Annotated in this window: 15 protein-coding genes; 6 read left to right on the top strand and 9 right to left on the bottom strand. The window is 63.4% G+C overall.

Translation table 11 applies throughout. The features are described from left to right. Positions 1-42: 42 nt before the first annotated feature. Entirely contained in the window at positions 43-1404 is a 1362-nt protein-coding gene (locus Q0603_RS19045) for a glycosyltransferase family 4 protein (RefSeq protein ID WP_298728686.1), read from the top strand. Between the two features lie 42 nt (positions 1405-1446). Here Q0603_RS19045 and Q0603_RS19040 read toward each other — a convergent pair whose 3' ends face one another. After that, the gene (locus Q0603_RS19040) at positions 1447-2682 is read right to left on the bottom strand and encodes a threonine synthase (protein ID WP_298728685.1); all 1236 of its coding nucleotides are present in this window, start codon (positions 2680-2682) and stop codon (positions 1447-1449) included. A gap of 519 nt (positions 2683-3201) precedes the next feature. Between Q0603_RS19040 and Q0603_RS19035 the strand changes: the two genes are divergently transcribed. Next, on the top strand, positions 3202-3567 hold the full coding sequence (locus Q0603_RS19035) for a hypothetical protein (RefSeq protein ID WP_298728683.1): 366 nt from the start codon (positions 3202-3204) through the stop codon (positions 3565-3567). A 102-nt stretch (positions 3568-3669) separates the two neighbouring features. On the opposite strand, the gene Q0603_RS19030 is transcribed toward Q0603_RS19035, so the two are convergent. Further along, positions 3670-4206 carry a PRC-barrel domain-containing protein gene (locus Q0603_RS19030; RefSeq protein ID WP_298728681.1) on the bottom strand — a complete coding sequence of 179 codons (537 nt, stop codon included), beginning with the start codon at positions 4204-4206 and terminating at the stop codon, positions 3670-3672. 209 nt (positions 4207-4415) lie between these two features. On the opposite strand from Q0603_RS19030, the gene Q0603_RS19025 reads away from it, so the two are divergent. Then, a complete protein-coding gene (locus Q0603_RS19025; protein ID WP_298728679.1) occupies positions 4416-4778 on the top strand; it encodes a GFA family protein in 363 nt (120 codons plus the stop codon). Between the two features lie 54 nt (positions 4779-4832). Next, a complete protein-coding gene (locus Q0603_RS19020; RefSeq protein ID WP_298728677.1) occupies positions 4833-5366 on the top strand; it encodes a mismatch-specific DNA-glycosylase in 534 nt (177 codons plus the stop codon). A 7-nt stretch (positions 5367-5373) separates the two neighbouring features. Here Q0603_RS19020 and Q0603_RS19015 read toward each other — a convergent pair whose 3' ends face one another. Both Q0603_RS19015 and mutS read right to left on the bottom strand, forming a co-directional pair. Continuing rightward, a complete protein-coding gene (locus tag Q0603_RS19015) occupies positions 5374-5760 on the bottom strand; it encodes a response regulator (RefSeq protein ID WP_298728675.1) in 387 nt (128 codons plus the stop codon). 240 nt (positions 5761-6000) lie between these two features. Next, positions 6001-8658 carry a DNA mismatch repair protein MutS gene (gene mutS / locus Q0603_RS19010; protein ID WP_298728673.1) on the bottom strand — a complete coding sequence of 886 codons (2658 nt, stop codon included), beginning with the start codon at positions 8656-8658 and terminating at the stop codon, positions 6001-6003. A gap of 130 nt (positions 8659-8788) precedes the next feature. Here mutS and Q0603_RS19005 point away from each other — a divergent pair, with 130 nt between their 5' ends. Both Q0603_RS19005 and sugE read left to right on the top strand, forming a co-directional pair. Then, a complete protein-coding gene (locus tag Q0603_RS19005) occupies positions 8789-11065 on the top strand; it encodes an NADP-dependent malic enzyme (RefSeq protein ID WP_298728671.1) in 2277 nt (758 codons plus the stop codon). Between the two features lie 108 nt (positions 11066-11173). Next, positions 11174-11494 (top strand): quaternary ammonium compound efflux SMR transporter SugE, encoded by a 321-nt coding sequence (sugE, locus tag Q0603_RS19000; RefSeq protein WP_298728670.1) that lies wholly within the window; start codon positions 11174-11176, stop codon positions 11492-11494. Positions 11495-11504: 10 nt separating this feature from the next. Here sugE and Q0603_RS18995 read toward each other — a convergent pair whose 3' ends face one another. From Q0603_RS18995 to Q0603_RS18975, 5 genes are all read right to left on the bottom strand, one after another. After that, the gene (locus Q0603_RS18995; RefSeq protein ID WP_298728669.1) at positions 11505-12212 is read right to left on the bottom strand and encodes an ABC transporter ATP-binding protein; all 708 of its coding nucleotides are present in this window, start codon (positions 12210-12212) and stop codon (positions 11505-11507) included. A 1-nt stretch (position 12213) separates the two neighbouring features. Beyond that, complete coding sequence (locus tag Q0603_RS18990; RefSeq protein ID WP_298728668.1) at positions 12214-12984, bottom strand: ABC transporter ATP-binding protein; 771 nt, start codon at positions 12982-12984, stop codon at positions 12214-12216. After that, positions 12984-14288, bottom strand: a complete 1305-nt coding sequence (locus Q0603_RS18985) for a branched-chain amino acid ABC transporter permease (protein ID WP_298728667.1) — start codon at positions 14286-14288, stop codon at positions 12984-12986. The genes Q0603_RS18990 and Q0603_RS18985 overlap by 1 nt, the downstream gene beginning before the upstream one ends. Before the next feature lies 1 nt (position 14289). Beyond that, positions 14290-15240, bottom strand: coding sequence for a branched-chain amino acid ABC transporter permease (locus Q0603_RS18980; RefSeq protein ID WP_298728666.1), 951 nt, complete (start codon positions 15238-15240; stop codon positions 14290-14292). Between the two features lie 81 nt (positions 15241-15321). Continuing rightward, positions 15322-16581, bottom strand: coding sequence for a branched-chain amino acid ABC transporter substrate-binding protein (locus Q0603_RS18975; protein ID WP_298728664.1), 1260 nt, complete (start codon positions 16579-16581; stop codon positions 15322-15324). Positions 16582-16588 lie beyond the last annotated feature (7 nt).

Here is a 16588-nt window from a genome sequence, read left to right as displayed (position 1 = left end):
AAAAGCGGTGCAGCGGCCCGCCGCAGGAAGTTCTACGCCCACATGAGAATTCTGCATCTCAGTACATTCACCGATAGCGGTGCGGCGCGCGGTTCGGTGTGGCTGCACGATGCGCTGAAGCGCCGCGGCGTCGATTCGGTGATGATGGTGGGCAGCAAGCGCTCCAGCAGCGATCCCACCATCCATCGCCTGCCGAGCCCGCTTGCGCAGTTCACCGCGAAACTGCGCATGCGATTGGATCACCTGCCGCTGCGGCGCTACGACAAGACAGATGAGTCTTTCTGGAGCCTGGGCTGGCTGCCGGCGCGCTTTGACCGCATGGTTGATACGCTCGCGCCCGATCTCATCCATATTCACTGGGTCGGCGCGGGTTTCATGCCGATCAATGCCCTCAAGCAGTTTCGTGTGCCAATCGTCTGGACCCTGCGCGACATGTGGAACATGACAGGCGGCTGTCATTACACCGCTGGCTGCGACCGCTATCTCACAGGCTGCGGCCGATGCCCGCAGCTTCGCTCCAACGACGCGAACGACCTCAGCCACCGGGTCTGGCTGAGCAAGAGGAAGCATTGGCGTAACCGCAATCTCTGGCTGGTGCCGATCAGCCACTGGCTGGCCGATTGCGCGCAGGCAAGCCCGCTGCTTGGCGAGTTTCCCATCGAAGTGATTCCCAACGGCCTCGACACGGTCTTGTTCCGTCCGGTCGATCAGGCGGAGGCGCGGCGCGCCTGGAACCTGCCGCAAGACCGCCAGATCATCGTCTATGGCGCGATCAATGCGACCCGCGACGCGCGCAAAGGATTCCGCGAATTGCTCGATGCGCTCAAATTGCTGGGCGAAAGAGCCGAGGCTGAAAAACTGCTGCTGGTGGTGTTCGGCGATCTGAAACCCGGCGACATCCCCGATTGCGGTGTCGAGCAGCGTTATGTCGGCTATCAGTCCGACAACAAGAAATTATCGCAACTCTATTCTGCCGCCGATGTCGCGGTGATGCCCTCTTTGCAGGAAGCCTTCGGCAAGACGCTCATCGAGGCGATGGCCTGCAGCACGCCGGTGGTCGCCTTCGGCCATGGCGGGCCGGTGGACATTATCAGCCACAAGGTGGACGGCTATCTGGCCGCGCCCTTCCAGGCCGAGGACCTTGCCCAAGGCATCGACTGGTGCCTGCGCGCCATCGCGGAAGGCCGGCATCCGGGCGCGGCAGCGCGCGCCAAGGTGGTCAGCGAGTTCGATATCGACGTGGTGGCCGCACGCTACCACGATCTTTATACCCGCATGCTGGCCACCGCCGCGAATCCGCATGCCGCGCGGCAGCAGCCAGCCAACGAAACCGGCATGCTCGACGAACCGGCCTCGGCCGAATACATGCCCTCCTATGCACTGGGCGGCATCGCCCAGTGCTGATGGCCCAGTGCTGACAGGCCAGTGCTGACGGGCTGACAGCGTCTACAGCCGCGCGTAATCGATGCTGCTGTGGCGATCCAGCGGCTTGCCGCCTTCCGGCATCGGGTATTTCAGGCCGGATGCGCAGTTAAACAGCACCACGCGCTCGCTCTTCTTGATGCGGCCATCGGCCAGGGCCTGCTTGTAGGCGGCATAGGTCGCAGCGCCTTCCGGGCACAGCAGCAGACCATCCTGCTTGGCCACTTCGTCCAGCGCGGCCTGGATCGCTGCATCTTCCACAGCCACGGCAAAGCCGCCGCTTTCACGCACGGCGTCGAGGATGAGGAAATCGCCAATCGCCGCCGGAACGCGGATGCCGGCCGCGTAGGTATGCGCATTCTCCCACAGCTTGGCATGGCGCTCGCCTTCTTCGAAAGCGCGCACGATGGGGGCGCAGCCGCTGGCCTGCACGGCGATCATCTTGGGCCGCTTCTTGCCGATGAAGCCGATGGCTTCGAGTTCGGCAAAGGCCTTCCACATGCCGATCAGGCCGGTGCCGCCGCCGGTGGGATAGAAGATCGCATCCGGCATGTCCCAGCCGAGCTGTTCGGCCAGTTCCAGGCCCATCGTCTTCTTTCCTTCGATGCGGTAGGGCTCTTTCAGCGTCGAAGTATCGAACCAGCCGGCTGCTTCCTTGCCCGCGCCGACGAGCTTTCCGCAATCGTTGATGAGGCCGTTGACCTTGTAGAGCCGCGCGCCCTGCAGCGCGATCTCGTCCATATTCACCTGCGGCGTGTCGTCCGGGCAGAACACCACGGTTTCGATGCCCGCGCGCGAGGCATAAGCCGCCAGCGCCGCGCCCGCATTGCCGTTGGTCGGCATCGCCATCTTCTTCACGCCGAGTTCCTTCGCCATGCAGACGGCCAGCGCCAGACCGCGCGCCTTGAACGAACCGGTCGGCAGGCGTCCCTCGTCCTTGACGATCACCTCGGCGCTGACGCCCAGGCTTTGCGCGCTGCGCGTCAGCGGGATCAGCGGCGTCATCACCTCGCCCAGGCTGACGACATTCTCCGTGCGCCGCACCGGCAGCAGCTCGCGATAGCGCCACCAGTTCGGCGCGCGGGCAGCGATCTTCTCCTTGGTCATCACCGCCTTCACACCCGCCAGGTCATAGCGCACCAGGATCGGATAGCCCTTGGGCGAGAGGTTATGCAGCGTATCGGCCGGCAGGCGTTCGCCGGTCATGCCGCATTCGAGATGGGTGACGAAGGTGGGGGTATCGGGAATCGGGGTCTGCATGGAAGCCGCGCCTGAGAGATGGACCGAAGATGAGGGAATTTTTGGGATGAGTCCGGAGCAATGGGAAGGCTTTGGCCCGGATTTTCGATAAAGGACCTTCGCGGAGTGTATTTTGGGAGTGTGTTTTGAGACTGCGATCGGAATGCCGGGCCGGACTATCCGGCACCACCCCGTCCCGCTGCGCCCGGTGCGGTCCGTTTCGCTCCGCTGGCAAACATGTTGGTTCTTTTGGATCCATTCCGGTCCATTGGTGACCGTTTTGATCCAGGCTTCCCGTCGCTCCCCGGAGCTTCCTAGCGCTTCCCAGACCTTCCCCGGGCTTGCCGCGTCTTCCCAAAGTTCGGGCCCACAGTTCCGGCGCCTTGCGAAAGCTTCCTGCAAGTTCCGGGGGCTTCCCACAGGACGAGCCATTGGCCGAAAACAGATGGGTAGCGGCCTCGATAGTCAATAGACCGGCGCTGGCCCCTCGCGGCGGCGCTTCTAAATACCATGCTCGGGATATGAATGTTGGAGGACGTCATGGAGAAATCCCGTCATGGCCTGACGCCGACGATTGCCCGCATCTGGCGCGGCCGTGTGGAATCCAGGCGCGCGGATGAATACCAGGCCTATCTCTATGAGCATGGCATCCGGCCCTTGGAGGAGAAGGCGCTGGGCGTGCAGATGATGCGGGAGGACCGGGCCGAACAAGGCGAAAGCGAGTTCGTCACCATCTCCTACTGGGAATCGGTGGAGGCGATGTCGCGCTTCGCCGGTTCCGATCCGAAGAAAATTCATCATCTGGAGCGCGACGCGGAGTTCCTGATCGAACTGCCTCAAAGCGTTCAGGTGCTGCGCTTCATCACCAGTTTCGGAAAAACCGACCGCCACGATCTTCAGGCTTAAAACATACTTCAGGCTTAGAACATGCGAACGGCTGCCGGATTGCTCCGGCAGCCGCCGCAAGGAAGGCTTAAAACGAAGGCTTAAAACAGCGAGCGGAAACGGTCAGCTGCGGCTGTCCTTTTTGGTTGCCCGATCCTGCTTGTATTCCGGCATGTCCTTGGCCTGCTCCTTGGTCATGCCGGAAGCGACCACACGATCGCCATCGGCGCGGATATCGGCTACCGGCACGGCAACGGTCTTGGCACCGATACCGAGGAAACCGCCGACATCGACGAGGATCGCATTGACGCGATTGCTGCTCTGATCGAGCACTACATCGTCGACTTCGCCGATCTTCTCATTGTTGGCGCCATAGACATCCTTGCCGATCAGCTTCTTGCCGTCGGCTTCCATCATGCCCATGCCGGCCTGGCTGCCGGTCGCGCCCATCTGGCCCTGGGTTGCACCGCCCATCGGACTGGTGTTCCGCCCGGCATCCGGCTGCGTGGTGGACTGGCCGGAATCCATCTGCGTCGATGGCTGCGAGGATTGCTGCGCATGGCTGTTCAGCGAGACGGCAAAGGGCAGAGCGAAAGCCGCAGCCCCGAGCGCCATGACGCGCCATGCGGCAAGGGTATTCGTGCGTACACGAGTCTTCATGATGCTCTCCTGTTCGTTGATTCAATGTTGGCCCGCCAACACCATCACGAACCATGAGCGAGCCCAGGGGTTCCAAAGCAGCACGGTGAAATAAAAGTGAACCGGACAGGCAGGCGGAGCGATCTTGCTACCGTGCCATCAAACGAGCAGGAACGATTGCCAGACCCTGCAACAGCGGCTATTGGTCCGGAAAACCGGGAGGATCGGTCATGGCTGAGGCGAAGACGTATCAGGGAAGCTGCCATTGCGGCGCGGTGCGCTATGAAGTGACGCTGTCGCTCGATCAACCGGTGGTGTCGTGCAACTGCTCGATCTGCCGCCGCAAAGGCACGCTGCTGAGCTTTGTTCCGGCCGAGGCCTTCAAGCTGCTGGCGGGCAAGGACGCGGTGACGGATTATCAGTTCAACACCAGAAACATCCATCACCTCTTCTGCGCGACCTGCGGCGTGACATCCTTTGCGACCGGAACCGCGCCGAACGGCGCGCGCATGGTGGCGATCAACATGCGCTGCCTGGACGATGTCGATCTCAAGGCGCTGACCATCACCGAATATGACGGCCGCAGCACCTGATGCCGCATCCGGCATGGGCAGCAGATACAGCTTCCGCCGCATGAGGGTTGTTGCGTGATCGCAGCGCCGCAAACCGCTTTCATCGTCCCCGATCTGCTGGCACCGGGGCTGAAGCTTGTCTTCTGCGGCTCGGCGCTCGGATTCGAGTCGGCGCGGCAGAAAGCCTATTACGCCAAGCCGGGCAACAAATTCTGGCCGACCCTGCATGAGATCGGCCTCACCCCGCGCCGCTTTGCGCCGCATGACTATCCGAAGCTGCTGGAGCTTGGCATCGGCCTGACCGATATCAACAAGGTGCAGTTCGGCAATGACACCGATCTGTCGCCCGAGCATGACGACGCGGCCGGACTTGCTGCGAAGATCAGGCAATTCAAGCCGGCGATCCTGGCCTTCACCGCGAAGCGGCCGGCGCAGGTTTTTCTGCGCGCGCAGTTCGGCATCAGAACCCCGCCACCCTATGGCCTGCTGGACAGGCGGTTCCATGAGACGCGTCTTTTCGTGCTGCCCTCGCCTTCGGGCCGCGCGGGCAGCTTCTGGACCATTGAGCCGTGGCGAAAGTTGAAGGCGCTTTACGACGTGCTGCCGTAAGGATGGATCAGACGGCAGGGGCGGCAGAGCCCGCGCCGCGCATCTTCTCGACCATCAGGATCAGCTCATCGGGAATGAACGGCTTGGCCAGTGTGGCATTGGCGCCGAGACGGCGCGCCTTGGCAAGTACATCCCTGTCGCTGCCGTGTCCGCCGCCGGAGATGGCGAGGATGGGAAGAAGCGGCCTGCGGGCGCGTAAGGCCTGGATGAGCGCCAGCCCGTCCATGACCGGCATGCTGATATCGGTGATCAGCAGATCGACATCCTGCTTTTCCAGGAAATCGAGCGCCTCACACCCATTCCCGGCGACTGCAACCTCGTAGCCGGCATCGACCAGCGACATTTCCAGCACTGGCAGCAGCAGAACATCGTCTTCAACCACCAGAAGCCTCATGGGCTGGTCTGCCGGTGTCCGCTTCCGCGGATCTCCGTCTGCGCAACCCCGTCTAGCCAGATACAAGCAGCAGGGAAATCGTGAAGTTCCACAGGAACGCGAGCCTCCGAGTCTCATCCGCCCCCAGGCCGGAAGCGACGATATGAGAGGGACAACGGCTCAATAAGGCAAGCGGTAACCCCATACGTTGCCGCCGGCAACGTTACGTCCACCCATAGCAGAACCGTCCGCAATGAATGCTCAGGATTTCAGCAAGGCCTTGAGCTGATACAGAAGATCCAGCGCCTGCTTGGGCGAGAGCGCATCGATGTCGCTGTTGCGCAGGATGCGCTCCACTTCGGAGGGTGCGGCCTGAACCGCCTTGGGCGGAGGCGCCAGCGAGAATAGCGGCAGATCGTCCACCAGCTTGGCCGAACTGCCGGTCTGGCCGCTTTTTTCCAGCGTATGCAGCACATCGGCGGCGCGGCGCAGCACGGGCTCGGGCAGGCCGGCGAGCTTGGCCACCTGGATGCCGTAGGAGCGATCGGCCGCGCCGGGGCCGACCTCATGCAGGAAGATCAGCTCGCCATCCCATTCCTTGACCTTCAAAGTGTGATTGGAAAGCTGCGGCAGCTTTTCCGCCAGGGCGGTCAATTCATGGTAATGCGTGGCGAACAGGCCGCGGCAGCGGCTTTTCTCATGCAGGTATTCGACCACCGCCCAGGCAATCGACAAGCCGTCGAAGGTCGCCGTGCCGCGGCCGATCTCATCCAGAATGACCAGCGCGCGTTCGCCCGCCTGATGCAGGATCGCCGCCGTTTCCACCATCTCGACCATGAAGGTCGAGCGGCCGCGGGCGAGATCGTCGGCCGCGCCGACGCGCGAGAACAGGCGATCCACGACGCCGATCCTGGCTGACGTCGCCGGCACGAAGCTGCCCATCTGGGCAAGCACCGCGATCAGCGCATTCTGGCGCAAGAAGGTCGACTTACCAGCCATGTTCGGGCCGGTGAGCAGCCAGAGCTTCTGCCCTTCGCCCAGATCGCAATCGTTGGCCATGAAGCGCTCGCCCTGGCCGGCGCGCTCAAGCGCTGCCTCCACCACCGGATGGCGGCCGGCCTCGATATGGAAGGCAAGGCTGTCATCGACCACAGGCCGGATCCAGCGGCGCTGAACTGCCAGTTCAGCCAAAGCCGCCGTCACGTCGAGTTCGGCCAGGGCATTGGCGGCGCGGGTGATCGGCTGCGCATTGGCCAGCACCTGCGCCACCAGCCCTTCGAAGATTTCCAATTCCAGTGCCAGCGCGCGTTCGGCAGCCTGGGCGATCCTGCTTTCGAGTTCCGACAGTTCTGGACTGCTGTAGCGCATCGCATTCGCCATGGTCTGACGATGGATGAAGGCAACGCTCATCTGCGATGCGTGCTTGGGATTGATCTCGATGTAATAGCCGAGCTGGTTGTTGTGGCGGATCTTCAGCGTGGCAATGCCGGTCTCGGCGCAATAGCGTTCCTGAAGCTGGGCGATATGGCGGCGGCTTTCATCACGCAGAACGCGCAGTTCATCGAGATCGGCATTATGGCCTGCCTTGACGAAGCCGCCGTCGCGCGCATTCAGCGGCAGCTCCTCGCCCAGTGCCGCATCGAGCGCGGCAATCAATGCCGTGTGATCGCCAAGGCCATCACGCATGGCGATCAGGGCCGGCGGCAGAGCCACCTCGGCCTGCAGCCGCAGCTTCAACGCTGCGGCCTGGGCCAGACCGTCGCGCATGGCCGCAAGATCGCGCGGTCCGCCGCGATTGAGCGACAGCCGCGACAGCGCACGTGCCAGATCCGGCACCTTCGACAAGGCCACACGGATATCCTCGCGCAGCCGGGTACCCTCATGCAGATAGGCCACCGCATCGTGGCGCGCGGCGATCTGCTGCGGATCGGTCAGCGGCGCCTGCAGACGCTGCGCCAGCAGGCGCGCGCCGGCGCCGGTGAGCGTCGCATCGATGCAGGCGAGCAGGGCGCCGTCGCGCTGGCCCGACATGGTTTCGACCAGTTCCAGATTGCGCCGCGTCGCCGGATCAATCGCCATGACGCTTTGCTGCGCCTGTTTCACCGGTGGATCGAGTCGGGGCAGTTTGCCGCATTGTGTCAGCTCGACATAATCGAGCAGCGCGCCGGCGGCGCAGAGTTCGGCGCGGCTGAAGCTGCCGAAGGCATCCAGCGCGGCAACGCCTAACGCGGCCTTCACCCGCCGCTCGCCCGCCACCGAGTCGAACCGCGCCGACGGCAGGGGCGACAAAGCCACCTCGCTGAAATCCAGCAGCTGGCGCAATTCGGGCTTGGCCAGCAGGCCTTCGGGCAGCACCAGTTCGCGCGGGCTGATGCGGGCGAGATCGGCGCCCAGGCCGGCTTGGCTGGTTTCGGCGATGCCGAATTCGCCGGTCGACATATCGAGCCAGGCGAGCGCCAGGGTGGCGCTGTCGCCGCTGCCTGCCTGGGCCAGGGCGGCGAGATAGTTGTTGCGCCGCGCATCCAGCAGGCTGTCTTCCGTAATGGTGCCCGGCGTGACCACCCGGACGACATCCCGTTTGACCACCGCCTTGGAGCCGCGCTTCTTGGCCTCGGCCGGGTCCTCCACCTGTTCACAGACGGCGACCTTGAAGCCCTGGCGTATCAGACGGGAGAGATAGGCTTCCGCGGCGTGAACCGGCACGCCGCACATCGGGATCGGCTGGCCGTCATGCTCGCCGCGCTTGGTCAGCGCGATATCGAGCGCCCGGGCGGCCGTGCCGGCATCCTCGAAGAACAGCTCGTAGAAATCCCCCATCCGATAGAACAGAAGGCAATCGGGATGCGCCGCCTTGATGGTCAAATACTGGGCCATCAGGGGCGAGGTGCCGGGGGGGAGGACGAGTTCGGGCTTGTTCATGGGTGGATCGTTCGCTCAGGCGCAGACATACCACAGGAGACAGCCCTTTTAACCCCTTGGCGCTTGGCCTTATGATGATCGCCGGGGAGAAACAGGTACCCGAGTTGAGATATTGATATAGCAGAGACAAATGAGCGAGACCAAAAGCCCAAGCCTCTACGACGACGCCCTGGAATTCCACAGGATGGGCCAGCCCGGGAAGCTGGAAGTCGTCCCCACCAAGCCGATGGCCACGACCCGGGATCTCAGCCTGGCCTACAGCCCTGGCGTCGCCGCCCCCTGCCTGGCGATCCAGAAAGACCCCGACACCGCCTATGACTACACCTCGCGCGGCAACATGGTGGCGGTGATCTCAAACGGCACCGCGGTGCTGGGCCTGGGCAATCTCGGGGCGCTGGCCGGCAAACCGGTGATGGAAGGCAAGGCGGTGCTGTTCAAGCGCTTTGCCGATGTCGACTCGATCGACCTGGAAGTGGCCACCGAGGACGTCGATGAATTCGTCAACTGCGTGCGCTATCTCGGCCCGAGCTTCGGCGGCATCAACCTGGAAGACATCAAGGCGCCGGAATGCTTCATCATCGAGCAGCGCCTGCGCGAATTGATGGACATCCCGATCTTCCATGACGACCAGCATGGCACGGCGATCATCGCCGCTGCCGGCCTGATCAACGCGCTGCATCTCACCGGCCGCGACATCAAGGATGTCAAGATGGTGGTGAACGGCGCCGGCGCCGCTGGCATCGCCTGCACCGAACTGGTCAAGGCGATGGGCATGCGCCATGAGAATGTCATTCTCTGCGATACCAAGGGCGTGGTCTATCAGGGCCGTACCGACGGCATGAACCAGTGGAAATCCGCCCATGCCGTGAAGACGGATGCGCGCACGCTGGCGGACGCGCTGAAGGGCGCTGACGTCTTCTTCGGCCTGTCGGTGAAGGGCGCGGTGACACCGGAGATGCTGCGCAGCATGGCGGCCAATCCGATCGTCTTAGCCATGGCCAATCCCGATCCGGAAATCACGCCGGAAGAAGCCCTGGCCACCCGCGGCGACGTGATCATGGCGACCGGGCGTTCGGATTATCCCAACCAGGTCAACAACGTGCTGGGCTTCCCCTATATCTTCCGCGGCGCCCTGGACGTGCGGGCGACCACCATCAACGATGCGATGAAGATCGCCGCCGCCCAGGCCATCGCCATGCTGGCGCGCGAGGACGTGCCGGATGAGGTCGCCACCGCCTATAAGGGCGAGCGGCCGAAATACGGCCCGGGCTACATCATCCCCTCGCCCTTCGATCCGCGCCTGATCGTCGAAGTGCCGCTGGCGGTCGCCAAGGCCGCCGTCGAATCGGGCGTGGCGCGCAAGCCGATCAAGGACTGGAACGCCTATCGCGCCAAGCTGCGCGCGCGGCTCAATCCGACGGTTGGCTCGCTGCAGATCTTCTTCGACCAGGTGGTGCAGAATCCGAAGCGCGTCGTCTTCGCCGAAGGCGAGGAAGAGACGGTGATCCGCGCCGCCCTGGCTTTCCGCGATGCGGGTTACGGCACGCCGGTGCTGATCGGCCGCAGCGAGCGGATCGAGGCGACGATGAAGGCCATCGGCCTGAAGAATCTCGATGGCTGCGAAATCCACAATGCGCGGCTGTCGGAGCATAACGCGCTCTACACCGACTTTTTGCACAAGCGGCATCAGCGCCGCGGCATGCTGCATCGCGACGCGCAGCGTCTGGTCAATCTCGACCGTAACGTCTTCGGCGCCTGCATGGTCGCGCATGGCCATGCCGATGCGATGGTGACGGGCGTGACCCGCACCTATTCGGTCTCATACGACGGCGTGCGGCTCGCCATCGATCCAGCGCGCGGCCAGCGCGTGATGGGTATCTCGATCCTGGTGACCAAGGACCGCACGGTGTTCATGGCCGACACCACGGTCACCGAACTGCCTGATGCGAAGGATCTGAGCGAGATCGCCATCCAGGCGGCAGCCGTGGCGCGCCAGATGGGCCAGGAGCCGCGCGTGGCGCTGCTGTCGCATTCCAATTTCGGCAATGCGCCCGGCGGCGTGGTGGAAGTGGTGCGCCGCGCGGTGATGGAGCTGGATGCCCGTGTTGCCGGCGGCCAGGCGCTCGACTTTGAATATGACGGCGAGATGTCGGCGGCCGTGGCGCTCAATCCCGAGCTGATGAAGATCTATCCCTTCGCACGCCTGTCCGGCCCCGCCAATGTGCTGATCATGCCGGGCCTGCATTCGGCGCTGATCTCCTCGCAGCTTCTGCAGGAACTCGGCGGCGGCACGGTGATCGGTCCGCTGCTGATCGGCCTGGAGAAGCCGGTGCAGATCGTGCAGATGGGCGCGAGCGTCAGCGAACTGGTCAACGTCGCGGCCTTGGCCGCCTACAACGCGCGCTGAAGCAGGGCGGCGGCAGCCGGCGGGCCGGGGCGACCCGGCCCTTGCTGATATTGCGGCAGGGACGACCTTGCCTTCCCCGCGAGGGTTTTCGCCCAAGAGGTGTTTGCCATGGCATGGGCCATTCTGTTCGTTGCCGGTCTGGCCGAGGTCGGCTGGGCGGTGGGGCTGAAATACACCGATGGCTTCACCCGGCTCTGGCCGACGGTGGGCACCGTCGTGTCGATGATCGTCAGCCTGTGGCTTCTGGGACTGGCGCTGCGCGATCTGCCGCTGGGCACAGCCTATGCGATCTGGACCGGCATCGGCACCATCGGCACGGCGATCCTCGGCATCATCCTGTTCGGCGAAAGCGCCGCCGTGCTGCGGCTCATCTGCATCGGCCTGATCGTCGCCGGCATCGTCGGCCTGAAACTGGTGACGCCGGCATAAGCCTTCCGCTTCAGACCTCCAGCCATTCCTTGCGGATGGCGGTATCGGCCATCAGCGCCTGCGGCGTGCCTTCGAAGACCATATGGCCATGGCCCATCACATAGAGGCGATGGCTGATCTTCAGGGCGATGGTCAGCTTCTGCTCGACCAGCAGGATCGAGACGCCGCGTTCGGCGATGCGCTCCAGGAGCTGTCCGACCTTCTCCACCATCATCGGCGAAAGGCCTTCGGTCGGCTCGTCCACCATGATCAGGTCCGGATCTCCCATCAGCGTGCGGCACATGGTCAGCATCTGCTGCTCGCCGCCGGAGAGCACGCCCGCCTTGGTTTCGGCGCGTTCCTCCAGGCGCGGGAAGATCTCGAACATGTCCTGCATCGTCCAGCGGCCGGTGCTTTTGGTCGATTTCTGCCCGAGATAGAGATTCTCCCGCACCGTGAGGCCGGGGAAGATGTCGCGGTTCTCAGGAACATAGCCAAGGCCAAGCCGGGCAATCTCATGCGTCTTGCGACCGGCGATCTCGATGCCCTTGAACAGGATCGAGCCATGCGGCGGCACCTCACCCATGATCGCCTTGATCGTGGTGGAGCGGCCGACGCCGTTACGCCCCAGCAGCGAGACGATCTCTCCCGGTCGCACCTCAAAGGACACGCCATGCAGAATATGGCTCTTGCCGTAATAGGCATGCAGATCGCGCACGTGCAGCATTGCCTCGGTCATCTTAATGCGCCGCCTCCAATGCCTGTCCGAGATAGGCCTCCTGCACCGCCTTGTTGCTGCGGATCGCCGCCGGCGTATCGGAGGCGATGATCTGCCCGTAGACCAGCACCGAGATGCGGTCCGCCAGATCGAAGACCACGCCCATATCATGCTCGACCATGATCAGCGTGCGTCCCTGCGTGATGCGGCGGACCAGATCGACGAAATGCGCGGTTTCCGAGCGGCTCATGCCCGAGGTCGGCTCGTCCAGCATGACGACACCGGCGCCGCCCGCGATGGTGATGCCGATTTCCAGCGTGCGCTGCTCGGCATAGGTGAGCTGGCCGGCCGGCATCTGGGCGCGTTCGGCAAGCCCGATCTCGCGCAGCACCTGATAAGCGCGGTCGTTGGCATCATCCAGCTTGCGGATGTTGTGCCAGAAGGAATAGCGGTAGCCGAGATGCCACAGCAGGGCGCAGCGCACATTCTCAAATACCGACATGCGCGGAAAGATGTTGGTGACCTGGAACGAGCGCGACAGGCCGCGGCGGTTGATCTGATAGGGCTTGAGCCCGGTAATGTCCTCGCCATTGAGGATGATGCGGCCGGAACTGACCGGAAAGCGGCCAGAGATCAGATGGAACAGCGTCGACTTGCCGGCGCCGTTCGGCCCGATGATGGCGTGCTTTTCGCCCTTCTGCACATTCAGGGTCACGCCGCGGATGATCGGCGTGGCGCCGAAATTCTTGTGCACGTCCTGCAGGCTGAGCGCGGCGGGAGATTGCGGGTCCATCACGCGCCTCCGATCCGGCCAAGCTGGGCTGCAGGCGACGAGGCTTCATGGAAGGCTTCGACCAGCCTGGGGGCAAAACGCCGCCCAAGCAGCAGCCCGACGGCAATGGCGATCAGCGCCGTTGCCCAGGGAATGACGCTGTTGGATTGCAGCGTCAGGCCGAAGAAATGCATCGCCGGGCCTTCGGTGGCCGCCCGCACCAGTTGGTGATGCGCCGTCTCGATCAGCAGCACCGTGCCGCCCAGCAGCAGGAAAGCCGGCCCCGCCATCAGCGCATAGGCCGGCAGCACATGATGCAGCGTGTTGTTGCGCCACAGCGGCGCATGCAGCATCACCAGGCCGGCCAGCCCGCCCGGCGCATACATCACCATCAGGATGAAGATGAGGCCGAAATACAGCATCCAGGCGCCGGTCACATCCGACAGCATGACCTGCAGCAGAACCACCAGGATGGCGCCGAGGATCGGCCCGAAGAAATGGCCGACGCCGCCGATATAGGCCATCAAGAGCACCACGCCGGACTGCGCGCCGGAAACGTTGACCGCATTCATCAGCTCGAAATTGATCGCCGCCAGACCGCCGGCGATGCCGGCGAAGAAGCCGGCCAGGCTGAAGGTGATGAAGCGCACCATCTGGGTGGAATAGCCGATGAATTCGGCCCGCTCGGGATTGTCGCGCACGGCATTGCACATGCGGCCCAGCGGCGTGCGGGTAAACGCATACATCAGCGCCACGCAGACCAGGCACCAGGCGCCGATCAGGTAATAGACCTCGATCTGCGGCCCGAAGCGCACGCCGAACAGGGTCAGCATCTTGGTGCGGTTGGCGGTAATGCCCTCCTCGCCGCCGAAGAAGCCGCGCAGGATCAGCGACAATGATGCGATCAGCTCGCCCAGGCCGAGCGAGATCATGGCAAAGGCGGTGCCTGCGCGCCGTGTCGAGACGGCGCCAAAAATGATGCCGAACAGCAGCCCCATGAAACCGCCGGCCAGCGGGATCACCGGCAGCGGGATCGGCAGCTTGTCGGCCGCGATCATGTTCATCGCATGCACGGCAAGGAAGCCTCCGAGCCCGTAATAGACCGCATGACCGAAGCTGAGCATGCCGGTCTGGCCCAGCAGCATGTTATAGCTGAGCGAGAAGACGATCATGATGCCCATCAAGGACATCGTGGTCAGTGCTGCGCCGCTGGTGAAGATCTTCGGCAGGACGACAATCAGCACGGCCGCAGCGATCCAGATGCCGTAGCGCTTGAGCAGGTCAAGCGGCTGAGAGGTGGTTGTAGCCATGGCGTTGGTGCTCATGTCAGGTCTCCCGTGTGCCCATCAGGCCGGTGGGCCGGAAGATCAGGATCAGCACCAGCATCAGATACGGGATCACCGGACCGACCTGCGCGACGGTGACCTGCCACAGATCGTTCAAAAGACCCTGTATGGGACGGGTCACGCCCAGCGCCATCAGCACATCGCCGAGCGAATAGTTGATCGCGATGGCAAAGGTCTGGATCAGGCCGATCAGCAGGGACGCGATGAAGGCGCCGGACAATGAGCCGAGGCCGCCGAAGACGACGACGACAAAAAGGATCGGCCCCAGCACATGGGCCATGCTGGGCTGCGTCACCAGGGCCGGCCCTGCGATCACGCCGGCAATACCGGCCAGCGCGGATCCGACGCCGAACACCGCCATGAAGACCTTCGGCACGTCATGGCCCAACGCCGCCACCATATGCGGATGGCTGAGAGAGGCCTGGATGATCAGGCCGACACGGCTGCGCGTCAGGATCAGCAGCAGCACCAGGAAGATCGCCACCGAGATCAGCAGCATGAACATGCGGAAGGCCGGATAGGTGGTCTCGAACAGCGTGAAGGCGGGGAAATCCAGTGCCGGCGGCACCCGGTAATCGACCGGCAGCTTGCCCCAGATCATCTGCACCAGTTCCTCGATGACGAATGCAAGGCCGAAGGTGAACAGCAGCTCGGCCACATGCCCCCATCGATGCACGGTGCGCAGGCCCCAGCGTTCGACGCCGGCACCGATCAGGCCGACCAGGACCGGCGCGACGATCAGCGCCAGCCAGAAATCCAGCCACTGGCTGATCTGGAAGCCGAAATAGGCGCCCAGCATGTAGAAGCTGGCATGGGCGAAATTGAGCACGCCCATCATGGAGAAGATCAGCGTCAGGCCGCTGGCCAGCAGGAACAGCAGCATGCCGTAGAGCACGCCGTTCAGCGTCGAGAAGATCACCAATTCGAGCAAGCCTGCCCCCGTTCAGACATTACGCTCATCCTGATAGGAGACGGCCCCGGATCGCCGGGGCCGTCCGCCTTGATAAAGCCGTCAGCTCGGCTTGGCCATCTTGCAGGTGGTGGCCACGTCGGTCTCGGCCATCGGCACGACCGCGGTGGTCTTCCAGCCCCAGCCGGTTCCTTCCTCATCGAACTTCAGATCGCCGCTGACAGGTGTCAAGACGGAGATATACATGTCCTGGAAGAACTGGTGGTCCTCCGCCCGCATATAGGCATCGGCATTATAGATGGTCTTGAACCGCATGCCGCGCAGCTTCTCGACGAAGACTTTCGGATCGTTCGACTTCGCCTCGTTCATGGCACGCGCCAGCATCTGCATCTGGTTGCGCACGCGCGGATACCACCAGCCCTGGCCGCCGCTTTTCTTGCGGAAGTCGTCTTCCCAGGCGATGTTTTCAGGCGTGTTGATATTGGCATGGCCTTCGGTGATCTGATAGACGCGGTCCTTCAGGCCGGTCTGCTTGATCGCGGTCGGCCCGCCCGCGCCGCCGCCGTAATAGGTGAACCAGTCGACCTGCAGACCAGCATCGGCCGCGGCCTTCAGCAGCAGCGCGATATCGCTGCCCCAGTTGCCGGTGATCACGGTATCGGCGCCGCTGGCCTTGATCTTGGCCACGTAGGGCGCGAAGTCGGTGATCTTGGCGAGCGGATGCAATTCATCGCCGACGATCTGGATATCCGGGCGTTTGGCCTTCAGCATCTCGTTGGCCGATTTGCGCACGGCATGACCGAAGGAATAGTCCTGGTTGATCAGGTAGATCTTCTTGATGTTCGGCTTGGTCTTGATGTAGCTGGTCAGCGCCTGCATCTTGATGTCGCTATGGGCATCCCAGCGGAAATGCCAGTAGCTGCATTTTTCGTTGGTGAAAGCCGGATCGACTGCGGCGTAGTTGAGGTAGATCACCTCTTTGCCCGGGTTGCGGTCGTTGTGCTTGTTGACGAAATCGATCATCGCCGCCGCCGCGCCCGAGCCATTGCCAAGCGTCAGGATGCGCGCGCCGGCATCGATCGCCTTCTGCGCGGCGATCACGGTTTCCTGCGGAGAAAGCTTGTTGTCGTAGGTCAGCAATTCCATCTTCTGGCCGTTCACCCCACCGGCCGCGTTGATCTTGTCGACCATGTACTGGAAATGCTTCACGCCATGCTCGCCGATCGGCGCCATGGCGCCGGACAGCGGGTCGATGAATGCGATCTTTACCTGCGCCCAGGCACCTCCGCCCGGTGCAGCCATGACCGCAAGGCCCGCCGCCAGTGCGGCTGCGGCCAAGCCAGTCCTGAATCGAATTGGCATCAGTTTC

This window comes from uncultured Ferrovibrio sp. (assembly GCF_937960835.1).
In the GTDB taxonomy this organism is placed as follows: Bacteria; Pseudomonadota; Alphaproteobacteria; order Ferrovibrionales; family Ferrovibrionaceae; genus Ferrovibrio.
Note: the sequence above shows the minus strand (reverse complement) of the source record. Positions and strands in the feature narration are given on the sequence as shown.

What these genes read in the sequence shown, in the direction of transcription:
- Q0603_RS18995 (WP_298728669.1), bottom strand. Translation starts at nt 12,212, where the DNA reads ATGACCGAGGCAATGCTGCACGTGCGCGATCTGCATGCCTATTACGGC.
- Q0603_RS19025 (WP_298728679.1), top strand. Translation starts at nt 4,416, where the DNA reads ATGGCTGAGGCGAAGACGTATCAGGGAAGCTGCCATTGCGGCGCGGTG.
- Q0603_RS19030 (WP_298728681.1), bottom strand. Translation starts at nt 4,206, where the DNA reads ATGAAGACTCGTGTACGCACGAATACCCTTGCCGCATGGCGCGTCATG.
- Q0603_RS19015 (WP_298728675.1), bottom strand. Translation starts at nt 5,760, where the DNA reads ATGAGGCTTCTGGTGGTTGAAGACGATGTTCTGCTGCTGCCAGTGCTG.
- Q0603_RS19040 (WP_298728685.1), bottom strand. Translation starts at nt 2,682, where the DNA reads ATGCAGACCCCGATTCCCGATACCCCCACCTTCGTCACCCATCTCGAA.
- Q0603_RS18985 (WP_298728667.1), bottom strand. Translation starts at nt 14,288, where the DNA reads ATGAGCACCAACGCCATGGCTACAACCACCTCTCAGCCGCTTGACCTG.
- Q0603_RS19045 (WP_298728686.1), top strand. Translation starts at nt 43, where the DNA reads ATGAGAATTCTGCATCTCAGTACATTCACCGATAGCGGTGCGGCGCGC.
- Q0603_RS19035 (WP_298728683.1), top strand. Translation starts at nt 3,202, where the DNA reads ATGGAGAAATCCCGTCATGGCCTGACGCCGACGATTGCCCGCATCTGG.
- mutS (WP_298728673.1), bottom strand. Translation starts at nt 8,658, where the DNA reads ATGAACAAGCCCGAACTCGTCCTCCCCCCCGGCACCTCGCCCCTGATG.
- Q0603_RS19005 (WP_298728671.1), top strand. Translation starts at nt 8,789, where the DNA reads ATGAGCGAGACCAAAAGCCCAAGCCTCTACGACGACGCCCTGGAATTC.
- sugE (WP_298728670.1), top strand. Translation starts at nt 11,174, where the DNA reads ATGGCATGGGCCATTCTGTTCGTTGCCGGTCTGGCCGAGGTCGGCTGG.
- Q0603_RS18975 (WP_298728664.1), bottom strand. Translation starts at nt 16,581, where the DNA reads ATGCCAATTCGATTCAGGACTGGCTTGGCCGCAGCCGCACTGGCGGCG.
- Q0603_RS18990 (WP_298728668.1), bottom strand. Translation starts at nt 12,984, where the DNA reads ATGGACCCGCAATCTCCCGCCGCGCTCAGCCTGCAGGACGTGCACAAG.